The sequence below is a fragment of the Flavobacterium seoulense genome (assembly GCF_000695795.1).
Classification (GTDB): Bacteria; Bacteroidota; Bacteroidia; order Flavobacteriales; family Flavobacteriaceae; genus Flavobacterium; species Flavobacterium seoulense.
This window is the reverse complement of sequence record NZ_JNCA01000021.1, coordinates 67,140-80,767: the sequence shown is the minus strand read 5'-3', so window position 1 is coordinate 80,767 and position 13,628 is coordinate 67,140. Positions and strand designations below refer to the sequence as shown.

11 protein-coding genes are annotated in these 13,628 nt (G+C 34.5%); 4 read left to right on the top strand and 7 right to left on the bottom strand.

Annotated features, from left to right (window positions below; translation table 11 throughout):
- Positions 1–127 precede the first annotated feature (127 nt).
- From FEM21_RS11395 to prfB, 6 genes are all read right to left on the bottom strand, one after another.
- On the bottom strand, positions 128–874 hold the full coding sequence (locus FEM21_RS11395) for a hypothetical protein (protein WP_035660507.1): 747 nt from the start codon (positions 872–874) through the stop codon (positions 128–130).
- Positions 875–1,053: 179 nt separating this feature from the next.
- Complete coding sequence (locus FEM21_RS11390) at positions 1,054–1,851, bottom strand: hypothetical protein (protein WP_035660506.1); 798 nt, start codon at positions 1,849–1,851, stop codon at positions 1,054–1,056.
- A 160-nt stretch (positions 1,852–2,011) separates the two neighbouring features.
- Entirely contained in the window at positions 2,012–2,881 is an 870-nt protein-coding gene (locus FEM21_RS11385) for a hypothetical protein (RefSeq protein WP_035660505.1), read from the bottom strand.
- A gap of 163 nt (positions 2,882–3,044) precedes the next feature.
- Positions 3,045–3,614: a pentapeptide repeat-containing protein gene (locus tag FEM21_RS11380; protein WP_035660504.1), complete on the bottom strand. Its 570-nt coding sequence runs from the start codon at positions 3,612–3,614 to the stop codon at positions 3,045–3,047.
- A 155-nt stretch (positions 3,615–3,769) separates the two neighbouring features.
- The gene (locus FEM21_RS11375; protein WP_035660502.1) at positions 3,770–5,395 is read right to left on the bottom strand and encodes a DUF4139 domain-containing protein; all 1,626 of its coding nucleotides are present in this window, start codon (positions 5,393–5,395) and stop codon (positions 3,770–3,772) included.
- Between the two features lie 422 nt (positions 5,396–5,817).
- Positions 5,818–6,916, bottom strand: a protein-coding gene (prfB, locus tag FEM21_RS11370) for a peptide chain release factor 2 (RefSeq protein ID WP_152547398.1) whose coding sequence is annotated in 2 segments (ribosomal slippage) — positions 5,818–6,852 and positions 6,854–6,916 — 1,098 coding nt in all. Because the reading frame shifts where the segments join, the coding sequence is not laid out codon by codon here.
- An 84-nt stretch (positions 6,917–7,000) separates the two neighbouring features.
- On the opposite strand from prfB, the gene FEM21_RS11365 reads away from it, so the two are divergent.
- On the top strand, positions 7,001–8,020 hold the full coding sequence (locus FEM21_RS11365; RefSeq protein ID WP_035660500.1) for a threonine aldolase family protein: 1,020 nt from the start codon (positions 7,001–7,003) through the stop codon (positions 8,018–8,020).
- Positions 8,021–8,078: 58 nt separating this feature from the next.
- Here FEM21_RS11365 and FEM21_RS11360 read toward each other — a convergent pair whose 3' ends face one another.
- Complete coding sequence (locus FEM21_RS11360) at positions 8,079–8,399, bottom strand: YbaB/EbfC family nucleoid-associated protein (protein WP_035660580.1); 321 nt, start codon at positions 8,397–8,399, stop codon at positions 8,079–8,081.
- Between the two features lie 147 nt (positions 8,400–8,546).
- On the opposite strand from FEM21_RS11360, the gene FEM21_RS11355 reads away from it, so the two are divergent.
- From FEM21_RS11355 to FEM21_RS11345, 3 genes are all read left to right on the top strand, one after another.
- Positions 8,547–10,607, top strand: coding sequence for a S9 family peptidase (locus FEM21_RS11355; protein WP_035660499.1), 2,061 nt, complete (start codon positions 8,547–8,549; stop codon positions 10,605–10,607).
- Between the two features lie 71 nt (positions 10,608–10,678).
- Positions 10,679–11,719 (top strand): PLP-dependent cysteine synthase family protein, encoded by a 1,041-nt coding sequence (locus tag FEM21_RS11350; protein WP_035660498.1) that lies wholly within the window; start codon positions 10,679–10,681, stop codon positions 11,717–11,719.
- Positions 11,720–11,884: 165 nt separating this feature from the next.
- Positions 11,885–13,579, top strand: a complete 1,695-nt coding sequence (locus tag FEM21_RS11345) for a GH39 family glycosyl hydrolase (RefSeq protein WP_035660497.1) — start codon at positions 11,885–11,887, stop codon at positions 13,577–13,579.
- Positions 13,580–13,628: the final 49 nt, after the last annotated feature.

Genomic DNA, 13,628 nt, shown 5'->3' with positions numbered 1-13,628 from the left:
ATTCCTCAAGCACTTTTGTAACTTCCTCAAAGGTTTTTGCAACTTCCTCAAAGACTTTTGCAATTTCCTCAAAGGTATTTATACAATGCTCAATAGCTTTTGTAACTTCTTTGGTGGTCTTTGTAGTTTAATTCGAATATTTTACAAATTCCAACTTGCTTATCGCCTTAGATTGCGGACTTGATGGACTATATACCGATTTGATATAGGTTTTAATCGTAGCAGCTGTGTCAACCACTCCTGTGCCGTCTTTATACAACAGCGTGTTTCGGGTAATTCGGGCATTGTTTAGCGGAATTTCGGCAGATATTACGGCAGTGTTTTTAGTTTTTAAATCGTTGTAGATTGCGGTTAGGGCAGTAATTTTTAAATCGGCTTCGTTAGGGGCGTATTGCGGAATGGCTGCCAGCATTTTTATCAATTTATCAAAGTTGTCTAAGCGGTTGTCATAGCTTAACTGAGAGGTTGATATTTCGACGATTTCTTCTCCTGCATCGGCGGCAGTTTTCTTTTCTTCATCGGTTTTTTTAGGGGTAGCACGGCGACCTTGCAGTTTACGGATTATAGTTTTGGCAGCGTCGTTTACTTCGGGTGTGGTATCAGATGCTTTTAGGGCATTACTCACTTTAGTAATCAATTTGTCCAGCGGTTTAAAGGCGGCGGTTCTTGCTGCTACTGCATTTTTATAAGCAGGAGTGAGGGTGTTTACAGCAGTAAGACTGTTCCTGGCTGCTGTTGCCTGTGCCTGGATAGCTGCAACTTTTATCGCTGCTTTGCTTGGGTTGTAAGCGGTACCATAAGATACGCAGTGGGTAATGAGTTTGTCAAAGTTAGCCGCATTGCGGTTGTGTCCTTGTTCAGATGTACTTGCCATAATGTAGGTTTTAAAGGTTTGGGTAAGTTATTTAAACTACCGAAATATACTACATTTTATTTAATAGTCAAAAAAATCTTTCAAAAAAATTAAGTTTTTTGTAAACTTTAGATTAGCTAAGTGTTTATGGGCTTTATCAGTGTATAAACAAAAAACTCCGCGAACGCGGAGTTTTTTGTTTATCGTTTTCTATGTACCACACGAAAGGATTCGTGCGGTAGCGGGGTATTTATTTTTTTCAATTGAGTATTTATAGAGTCAAGTTTCGAACTCATAGTTTCTAATACCTTGGTATTTGTTTCTATATTACTATTTTTTATAATTGAATCTAATCTGTTTTTAATTTCATAAAAACCCATTGATAGATTTTGGTGTTGGTCTTGATTTATTTTTATGCTATCTGGTGTAGTTTTAAATAAGTTGTAACCTACATTGAATAATAATGCTGAAATTGCTACAAATAATGCAGTTTGTGTAATTTTTATTTGTTTCTTGAATCTTTGCTCATCTCTTGGAACAAAACCGTTTTCGCAAAATCTTTTAAATTCGTCAGTTGAGTAAATTTCTTTATTTGTGTATTCACATAATAATGATATAATATTATCATCTTTAAAACTATATTCTACAGATGGTAAATTAATAACACATCTTCCAAATTTATTATCTTCTTTACTATTCGAACCTCTTTCCAGTAAAAGAATATATCCATCTTTTTCAAGCATTTTTAGTAAATTAACAACTTGTAAGATGAAAACTGAAAGTTCTTCAGTTTTATCAATAATATACTTTTTCTCTTCACTAGTTGGTAGATCCGAATTAATTGTAAATATTAATCCTGCTTTTTTAGGATTTCTTTTAACTTCAATACAAACACCTTTTAAATCATTATCAATTATATTGGCAATGAAATTATTTGATCCACTATTTTTTAAAATTCTTTTGCAAATTTCTTGTTCTAATTTACTTAGGATTCTCACAGGTTTTATTTTTAGATTATAGCTAACGTCCTGTGGCTTTGCGACAGTTGCGGAAATCTGGAACTGCGTACTCTCGGCTGGACGAAACGAAGTTATGAAAAAAGAAACGAAATTCTAGTACAAAACCAGCAAGTGCGCAAAACCGCTGTTACCAGCAGTTTTACTTTTTATTGATAACTTGTAAATTTGCTCCTGTTATTCTAGAAATTATATCAAAAGGAAACCAACGAAGTTTCATAGATGCTTTCTGTTCGGTTCCAGATACTTCTAAAAGGCATGGAATCCCTATTCCATTCGTCTTTGTTTGAACTAAGAGAATGAGGCTTAGTAAATTTTTTCCTTCTTCAGAAATCTTTTCCAGTAAAATCTCACTAAGATCTGAATTGATTTTTTTGAGAAGATTTATTTTCTTATCAAGTACAGGAAATACATCAAATTGTTCGTCTTGTTTTTGTAAATCTGGTTTGACTAAAGCTCCCCAAGCATCATAATTTTCAATTAGTTTATCTCTTACTAGCATTAAACTTAAACTTTGTCCATTTTGATCATCAGTTAAACTAATGGAACCCGTCGGTAATCCGCAATGTTGAGAGTAATTTCTTAATTTGACTAAAAATCTGTATTCAAAATTATTATCGAAAGCTTCTGATGTAGCTTTTTTAAAAAATTGAAATTCGGATGATTGCTCTCCATAAGTTTTTTTTAGTCTTGTTTCTGTATGATCTAGATAAGTACGGATTGAGGATAACAAATTTAAAATCAATCTATTTAAATCAAGGAATTGCATTGAAAATTCGTTTGAATCAATTTGTGGATCTAATTGGTATTGTTGCAAATAAAAATTCTCTCTATTTTTTAAATCTTCATGATTGAGTTCAATTATTCTGAATAAGGCCTCATCTGCTCTAAAATTATCTAAAACTCCAATCTGCTCAAAAAAAATTTTAAACTCTTCATGAGTAAGAGATTGAATTCCTGTAATGTTCGGACTATCGATTGCTGCTAATGAGTATGTTGTAGTATTCTCCATAGTGATTCAAAATTGCTGGTAACTCGTTTATATACGCATAAATTTGACATGTTTTGATCCCAAACCGCATGTTATGCGCAAGTTTTATTAATTATTGATGCATATTATTTATTTTCAAAAGTATTAAAATATTCTTACAAAAAAAGTATTGTTAAAAACAAAACTATTCAACAATAATATCATGTTTATACAGCAAGCCTTTTAATCCTTCGAGAGCAAATTGCGCTTTTTTTAGTTTGGTTTTTGAGGGATCGATGGTGTAGTTGTAGCTGCTTCTAAAATCAACTTTATTAGCAATGGCTTTTTCAAATTCAGCGCGGTACAAATCGCAGTGGTGGAATTGTGCAGCTGTTAAATCAGTCGCCATGAAGTCAACCGCAATCAGGCTGCAATTAGTAAAAGAAGTGCCTTTTATTTTTAAAGCATAGAATTTTGAGAAATCCAGAATGCAGTGGTTAAAGTGTATTTCGAATATGAGTTTGTCACTCATGGCAAAATTGACTTCTTTGATTTGGCAATCATTAAAATAGACGGTTCTAAAAGCCGTGTGATTGACTTTTGCATTATTAAAAACGCAATTATTGAACTGGCAATCGATAAAAGTAACGCCTATAAAATTGCATTCGGAAAAATTACAATTGGTAAACGTACAGCTTTCAAATTCTTTAAGGTTGAGCGTTTTCAGACCATAGTGGAGGTTGTTGTAATGCTGGTCAAAGAAGTACTCGGTCATTTTTTAAGTTAGAAGTTAGAAGTTAGAAGTTAGAAGTTAGAAGTTAGAAGTTAGAAGTTAGAAGGAAGTGTTCAGTGTTCAGTATTTAGTGTTCAGAATACAGATTTTAAAATCTGCATTCTGAGAACTGAACACTGCGTTCTAAAATTTGCAATCTACAAATTATCTATGTTTTTGTCTTTTGGATATTTCACTTTATAGCTAATTCTGATTTTTTTAGTCTCATTGGCTGCCAGTTTTAAATTCCAGTTGAGCATTCCGGTTTCCTGATTTACTTTGGCTTTGCCGCTGTCTGTAAGTTCTACTGTAATTTCTTTGTCTGTGCTTAATGGATATTGGTCTTTTAACTCAATTTCGATATCCTCTTTTTTATTGTTTTTAACCGTTATGTCATAGGTAAAAGTTTGTTCTTTATAAGAAGACAAGAATTTTGTTCCTGATTTATCGGCTACTTTTTCACGTTTGATGGCGATTTTTTTATCTCTTCCCATACTTAATTTCAAAGTATCGGCTGTTTGATTTGGGTTAATGTTTGTTTTTCCAACATACATGCCTTCAAAAATAATATTGGCTTCGCCCTGTAATAAATTGTATTTGGAGTAATCTTCTATTTCGGCTAATAAAAAGGCTTCTTTATCAGCTCCTGGCGCAGCATAATAATTGTAAGTAGCCGGTAATTTTATTTCTTTCAAGGATACGCTGTGTGCTTTCCAGTTGGATAAAATATCATAAGGAATGTCAATATCAAAGGATACATTGAGTTGGTTTTCGTTGATTGTGGTGTAGTTTGAAATACTGGAACTTTCTTGTTTAGTAGCTTTTTTTTGAGTTCCATAACCTACAACAACAACTTCTTTCAGAGCATCATTTTTAGGTCCTGAACCAGCGGGAGCTACACTTAAAATCTCTTCATGATATCTTAAAAACCAAGGCTGTAATTCAGGAGCCTGATTGTTTTGATTTGGGTTTCCGCTTGATAAAGTCAGCTTTACTTTTTTCCAGTCAATCCCTGAATTTTGGAAAACCTGAGCTTTATACATCATGTTAATTGGGGCTTTAATACTTTCGGCACGAAGATCATAAAAAGGTCTCCAGGTTGCGGAGTTAGTGATGTAAGTAATATCCAATGGTACTATTCCTGCAGTATTAGTCATTACTTGTAGAATTAGTTTTCCTGTAGAAGTTTTTTCTTCGTTTTTAGTATTGAATTCTAATTTACTATTTAAAGCAGTTAGTTTTTTGTTCCAATTTTCTTCTTTTTCCTGTAAATCGACTATTGTATTTTCCAGTTCGGTTCTTTTGGCTTTCGAATAATCAACAAGTTTTATTAATTCGGCTACATTTAAACCGGTATTTGCTCCTGTAACCGATTGATTGTTGTCTAAAAGTACGATAGCTTGTTTGTTTGAATTATTTAAAATTTGGATGCGTTTGATTTCTTTTTTTACCCAGGTAATGCTGTCTCTCACTCGTTTTATAACAGGATTGCTTTCGTCTATTTCGAATTCAGAGATATAATTATTAGTAAACTGAACCGATAAAACAGTCACCGAACTTGGCGCAGCAATTTGAATTGTATTTTGGTTCAAATGATTAGCTACGTTTTTAATGACAATTTCACTTGTTCCCGCCGGGAGATTTACAGAGGTGTTTTGGGTCAATTCGGCAGCATTAAAATAAACGGTTGCTGCTTTGATTTTTGCCGAAGTAAAAATGGGTTTCTGTGCAAATGATATTGCCGAAACCAATAATGTAATTAGTACAAGGGAAGTGTTTTTCATCGAAATCAAAATTTGAATTAATTTACAGTTGTAAATGTAATTAAAAAACTACAATGATGTTTGTTGTTGAAATAGGTTTGATTTTATAAAATAACAAACCCGACATTTTTTAAATTGTCGGGTTTGAATGTTTATTATTAGAATGCTTAATTCTGCTTCCTGATATGTTAACTTTTAATTGTTTTTCTTTTTTGCTTGATCAAAAAAGAAACAAAAAAATCAAGACTTGCGCTTTCTCGTTTGTCAAATTAGTTTTCGAATGCTAAAAGAAAAGAACTCTCCGCCGCGGCGGATCAAACAGCTTTTCTTTTTACGCATTCTTCAAACATTTGACACTCAACTGCGAAAGCTAAGGACAGTAGGAGTGCGTAAACAATGTAATCTTGTCTAAAATCTGCCTTCTGAATACTGACCACTGCAATCTACTCTTCCTCTTTTTGTCCCATCATCATTAGATAGGCTTTTAGGAATTCGTCGATTTCGCCGTTCATTACGCCATCAACATTACTGGTTTCTGTTCCTGTACGAACGTCTTTGACTAATTTGTAAGGCTGCATCACGTAATTTCGAATTTGTGAACCCCATTCAATTTTCATTTTTCCGGCTTCAATATCAGCACGTTGTGCCTGTTTCTTTTTCAATTCGATTTCGTACAATTGAGAACGAAGCATTTGCATAGCACGCTGTCTGTTGTCTTGCTGCGAACGGGTTTCAGAACACTGAATCTGGATTCCTGTTGGTTTGTGATACAGCTGAACTTTTGTCTCTACCTTATTTACGTTTTGTCCTCCGGCACCACTGGATCGGGAAGTGGTAATTTCGATATCAGCAGGATTAATGTCGATTTCAATACTATCATCCACCAATGGATACACATAAACAGAAGCAAACGAAGTATGACGTTTAGCATTACTGTCAAATGGAGAAATACGAACCAAACGGTGTACGCCGTTTTCACCTTTTAGGTAACCAAAAGAATAATCGCCTTCAAATTCCAGCGTTACGGTTTTTATTCCCGCAACATCGCCTTCCTGGTAGTTGAGCTCTTTTATTTTAAAGCCGTATTTTTCGCCCCACATCATGTACATACGCATTAGCATAGAAGCCCAGTCGCAACTTTCGGTTCCACCGGCTCCTGCTGTAATTTGTAAAACAGCACTTAAACTGTCTCCTTCATCCGAAAGCATGTTTTTAAATTCGATGCCTTCAATATGATTTTGAGTCAGTTGGTATTGTTCGTCCAGTTCTTCTGATGTGAGTTCGCCTTCTTTGTAAAACTCGTACGCCAGCTGTAATTCGTCAGTTAAACTAACGGCTTTGTCGTAGTCTTCAATCCACTTTTTTTTGTTTCGAAGATTCTTTACAATAAGTTCGGCTTCTTTGGCGTTGTTCCAAAAATCCGGAGCAAAGGTTTTTTCTTCTTCGTTAGCAATTTCGATAAGTTTAGCATCGACGTCAAAGATACCTCCTCAACGCACCAAGGCGCTCCACAATACCTTTAATTTGTTCGGTAGTTGTCATAAATTGTGTAATTTTGTTACGCAAAAATAGTAAAAAAAATCACGTAGGGACTACAGCTGCTGTATCTCTATTAAAAATATAAAAATGCAAATAAACTTAGTTAGTGATACGGTAACAAAACCGTCCTACGAAATGTTACAATATATGTTCAACGCCGATGTAGGGGATGATGTCTATAAAGAAGATCCTTCGGTAATTGAACTGGAAGAAAGAGTAGCTGCTGTTTTTGGAATGGAAGCTGCTTTGTTTTTCCCTTCGGGAACAATGGCAAATCAAACAGCAATCAAACTGCATACCCAACCTGGCGAACAATTAATAGCCGATAAATATTCGCATATTTTTCATTTTGAAGCGGGTGGTGTTTCTTTTAATAGTGGTGTTTCCTGTTGTTTGCTGGAAGGCAATCGCGGAATGATTACTGCAGAGCAAATTGAAGGTGCTATTAATAAACCTGATTTTTACCATAGTCCGTTAACAAGTTTAGTTTGTCTTGAAAACACAACTAATATTGGTGGTGGTGCCTGTTATGAAATGGAGGAATTGGAAAAAATAAAAGCCGTTTGCGAGGCCAATAATTTAAAGTTACACTTAGATGGAGCCCGAATTTGGAATGCTTTAGTAGCCAAAAGACAGAATCCAAAAGATTTTGGGAGAATATTCGATACTATTTCGGTTTGTTTTTCAAAAGGATTAGGTGCTCCGGTTGGTTCGGTTTTATTAGGTGATAAAAAGACCATTCAGCGTGCTTTACGAATTAGAAAAGTCTTGGGAGGTGCGATGCGTCAGTCAGGATATTTGGCTGCCGGAGCAATTTATGCTTTGGAAAACAATATTAAATTATTGACCGAAGATCATAGACGTGCGAAGGAATTAGCTAATATTTTAAAGAAAAAATCCTGGGTAGCTTCAGTAGAACCGGTAGAAACTAATATTTTAATTTTTTCATTAGTTCCAGAATATAATGATGAAACTTTTATTGAAAAATTAAAACAAAAGAATATTTCAATTAGCTCAGTAGGTAATAGAAAATTAAGAATGGTAACCCATTTAGATTACCGTGAGGTTATGCATACTTATGTGATTGAAAGCTTGTCTAAGTTATGAGTTAAAATTTAAGAGTTATGGGTTGTGAAAAACTCATAACTCTTAACCCCTAACTTTTTTACTTAAAAAGATTATCCATTCCAGGAATCATTGGCATATCCATTTTGGCAACCGCATCAAGTTCGGCTTCGTTTACTTTTGTTGCTTTTTCGATGGCTTTATTAAGAACTAAAATCATGTAATCTTCCAGTTGTTCTTTGTCTTCTAATAGTTCATCGGCAATAGTGATTGATTTTATTTTTCTATTGGCAGTAATAGTTACTTTTAGTAAACCATCAGTACTTTGTTCGTCAACAAGTACGTTATCCAGACGTTTTTTAGTTTCTTCAATTTTATTTTGGGTCTCTTTTAATTTACCCATCATTCCCATTAAATCCATTTTGATTTTTTTTAATTGATTAGTCCACGAAATTACTATTTTTACGCTGACTACAATGTTAAAATTGATGAAAAAGGTGTTCGTATTAGAAATGGTTTCAACTATTTTTGCCCGAACCATTACAAAAAATGTGAAGATTTAACTATAATGATAGAAAAATTACAACCGCCTGTTGCTAAAATTATACCTACTGAATTTGAAAAATTTGGAGACCGTAGAACGGATAATTATTTTTGGTTAAAAGACCGTGAAAATCCTGAAGTGATTGATTATCTTAAAAAAGAAAATGAATATTATCAGCAAATGACGGCTCATACGAAGGATTTTCAAAATGATTTGTATGAGGAGATGAAGTCAAGAATTAAAGAGCAGGACGAGTCGGTTCCGTATTTATACAATGGCTATTATTACATCACCCGATTTGAAACAGCCAAAAATTATCCTATTTATTCCAGAAAGAAAGGAAGTCTTTCGGCAAAAGAAGAAATTCTTTTCGACTGTAATGAATTAGCCGAAGGTCAGTCTTATTTTAAACTGGGCGGAATGAGCATTAGCCCCGATAATAAACTGGCTATTTTTAGCACTGATGTTATTGGCAGACGAATTTACACGATTCAGGTTAAGAATTTAGAAACGAATGAAATTCTGGAAGACCGAATCGAAAAAGTAACGGGTTCAGCAGTTTGGGCTAACGATAATAAAACCATTTTTTATTCCAGTCAGGACGAAGTCACCTTGCGTTCGGATAAAATTTTCAAACATAAATTAGGAACAAAACAGGCAGATGACGTATTAGTTTATTTCGAAAAAGACGATACTTTTAGCGTTGATATTGCCAAATCAAAATCCAGAAAATATTTAGCCATCGAGTCAGGAAGTACCCTGACTTCTGAATATCGAATTTTAAATGCTGATACTCCAGATGGAAAATTTAAGATTTTTCAAAAAAGAAAAAGAGGCATAGAGTATAGCATTAATCACTACAAGGATAGTTTTTATATTTTGACCAATAAAGATGATGCTGATAATTTTAAGTTGATGAAAACACCAGAAGATGCTACTTCAGCTGAAAATTGGGTAGAAATCATTGGTCATCGTGAAGATGTTTTATTAGAAGATATTGAAATTTTTTCCAACTATTTAGTTATCGATGAACGCCAGGGAGGTTTAAATAAAATTAGAATCATGGCATGGGATGGTTCGGAAGAGTATTATTTACCTTTTGGCAGCGAAACCTATACTGCTTACACTTCTACCAATGTTGATTTTGAAACCGAAATTCTACGCTATAGTTATCAATCGATGGCAACACCATCATCGGTGATTGATTTTAATATGCGTACCAAAGAAAAAGAAGTCAAAAAAGAACAGGAAGTTTTAGGAGGTAAATTCGATAAAAATAATTACATCGAAGAGCGTATTTGGGCAACGGCACAAGACGGCACTAAGGTTCCTATTTCAATGGTTTACAGAAAAGAATTGAAGAAAGATGGTAAAAATCCGTTGTTGCTGTATGCTTACGGATCTTATGGTCATTCTATGGATGCCTATTTTTCATCTACGCGTTTGTCGTTGCTAGACAGAGGATTTATTTATGCTATTGCGCACATTCGCGGAGGAGAAGATTTAGGCAGGAATTGGTACGAAGATGGAAAATTGCTTCACAAAAAAAATACATTTACTGATTTTATCGACTGTTCTAAGCACATTATTAGGCAAAAATATACTTCAGCCGAACATTTGTATGCCGAAGGCGGTTCGGCAGGAGGATTGCTTATGGGCGTGATTATCAATGAAGCCCCAGAGCTGTATCATGGTGTAATTGCTCAGGTTCCTTTTGTAGATGTAATGACAACAATGTTAGATGATACTATACCATTAACGACTGGAGAATATGACGAGTGGGGAAATCCAAATGTTAAAAAATACTATCAATACATGCGATCGTATTCGCCTTATGATAATGTTAAAAAACAAAAATACCCAAACATGTATGTTTCTACAGGATTACATGATTCTCAGGTACAATATTGGGAACCAGCTAAATGGGTTGCTAAATTGAGAGAATATAAAACAGATAGCAGCGTTTTATATTTAGATACCAATATGGATGCAGGTCACGGAGGAGCTTCGGGAAGGTTTGAAGCGCTAAAAGAATTAGCCAAAGAATTCAGTTTTTTACTAGATTTGGAAAAAATTAAAATCTAATTAGTTTTTTTTTGTTAAATTTGCTCCGTATCCAGATTAAATAATACGTAATCTTGATTAACTATTTTTTTATGAAAGAAGAAATAAATGCTTATAATAATGTTTTAGAATTGATAGGTAATACACCACTTATCAAGATAAACAAAGTAACCGAAAATTTAGAAGGTAATTTCTATGCTAAGGTAGAAGCTTTTAATCCGGGACATTCCTCAAAAGATAGGATTGCTTTGTACATTATTGAAGAAGCAGAAAAAAAAGGTATATTATCTCCAGGTGATACTATTATAGAAACTACATCAGGTAATACTGGTTTTAGTTTAGCTATGGTAAGTATTATAAAAGGTTACAATTGCATATTAGCAGTGAGTTCTAAGTCATCCAAAGATAAAATAGATATGCTTCGCAGTTTAGGAGCAAAAGTGTATGTGTGTCCGGCACACGTTTCTGCCGATGATGAGCGTTCTTACTATAGTGTAGCTAAGAGATTGCATGAAGAAACTAAAGGTTCTGTTTATATCAATCAGTATTTTAATGAGTTGAATATTGATGCACATTACAACACTACAGGGCCGGAAATTTGGAAACAGACTAATGGTAAAATTACCCACCTTGTTGCTTGTAGCGGAACCGGAGGAACAATCTCAGGAACAGCTAAGTTTTTAAAAGAGCAAAATCCAAATATTAAAGTTTTAGGTGTTGATGCGTTTGGTTCTGTATTAAAAAAGTACCACGAAACAAGAGAGTTTGATACTGAAGAAATTTATCCTTACAGAATTGAAGGTTTAGGTAAAAACTTAATTCCATCGGCTACTGATTTTGATGTTATTGACAAATTTATGAAAGTAACAGATGAAGAAAGTGCGCATTCAGCAAGAGAAATAACCAGAAAAGAAGGAATGTTTGTAGGTTATACTTCGGGAGCAGTTTTGCAGGCCATAAAACAATATGCAGAAGAAGGTGAGTTTGACGCTAATAGTAATGTAATTGCCATTTTCCCTGATCACGGTTCTCGCTATATGAGTAAAGTGTTCAGCGATGACTGGATGAATGAACAAGGATTCTTTGATAGTGTAAACGAAGAATATGTACAAAAAATCGAACTTATAAAATAGATTTATCTGTTTTCAAAATATAAAAAACTCTAGAGTAATCTAGAGTTTTTTTTTGCTCTTTTTCTATGAGAATTGATTTGGTAACGTATTAATATTCAAATGTTTTTAAGTGTTACATTAAAAGTGCTATTTTAGTTTTCTATTACCAACCAATAACCATTTATTATGATAAAATTATCCAATTACTTCTTAGCTGCGTTTTCATTTTTCTGTTTGATAGTACAAGCGCAGGACTCAAAAAATGAAAAAGCTTCCATCACAGTCGATTTAAAAAATAAAATAGCTCCAATGCAACCCGTTTGGGCTTGGTTCGGTTATGATGAGCCTAATTATACTTACATGAAAGATGGTAAAAAACTACTTTCAGAAATCGCCGAATTAAGTCCGGTGCCTGTTTATGTGCGTACGCACAGTTTGCTAGTGAGCGGCGATGGTGTTGCAGCCTTAAAATGGGGCTCTACCAATGCGTATACTGAAGATGCAAATGGAAATCCTGTTTACAACTGGAAAATTATGGATAGTATTTTTGATACTTATGTAAAAAGAGGAATGAAACCTCTGGCGCAAATAGGTTTTATGCCCGAAGCACTTTCTACACATCCTAGTCCGTACAGACATTACTGGAAACCTGGAGATCCTTATACTGATATTATTACAGGCTGGGCTTATCCGCCAAAGGATTATGATAAATGGCGCAATTTAGTTTACGAATGGGTAAAACATTCGGTGGAACGTTATGGAAAAAAAGAAGTAGAGAGTTGGTATTGGGAAGTATGGAATGAAGCCAATGGTCATTACTGGAAAGGAACTCAGGAAGAATTTTTTAAACTGTATGATTACGCTGCCGATGGAGTAAAACGAGCCTTGCCAACAGCTAAAATTGGAGGTTTGAATGTGGCAGGAACTTCAGGAAAAGGAGCGACGAGCTGGATGAATAATTTTATCAAACATTGTATTTCGGGAACTAATTATGCAACAGGGAAAACAGGTTCACCCTTAGATGCAATTCTTTTTCATGCCAAAGGCCGTCCAAAATTAGTTGACGGGACCGTAGTTATGGATATGGCGCCTCAATTGAGAGATATTAGAGCGGGTTTTGAAATCACAATGTCTTATCCTGAAACTAAAAAATTACCAATTATTATAGGTGAATCAGATCCTGAAGGCTGTGCTGCCTGTGGTATGGCTACTAATCCTGAAAATGCTTATAGAAACGGAACCATGTATTCCAGCTATACTGCGGCTTCTTTTGCCCGTAAATATTTATTAGCCGATGAGACCAAAGCTAATTTCTTAGGCGCGGTTTCCTGGTCATTCGAATTCGAAAATCAGCCATGGTTTTATGGTTTTAGAGATTTAGCGACAAACGGAGTGGATAAGCCGGTTTTGAATGTTTTTAGAATGTTTGGTATGATGAAAGGCGACCGAATTGCAGCTGAAAGTAACCGAATGTTACCTCTGAAAACTATTTTGGAAAAAAGTATTCGAGGCGAACAATCTGATATTGGAGTGTTGGCGACTGCTGATACTAAATCTTCGGAAGTTATGATTTGGAATTATCATGATAAAGACGAAATTTTAGCCGCTGAAACGGTTAATGTAACCATCAATAATATTCCTGCGAAAAAAGCTGATGTGACCATTTATTTGATCGATCAGAATCATAGTAATTCGTATGAAGTATGGAAAAAAATGGGGTCTCCGCAAAATCCAACTTCAGAGCAAATTACTACTTTAGAAAAATCAGGAAAATTAGAGACAATTTCGAATAAAAAAATTAAGATAGAATCAGGTAAAATTGCATTGCCGGTTGAATTGAAAAGACAGGCGGTTGCTTTAATTAAATTAGACTGGAAATAGCGTTAAAACCAAGGATATTTGTAAACGTTTTCATAAATTTGCTATCTCA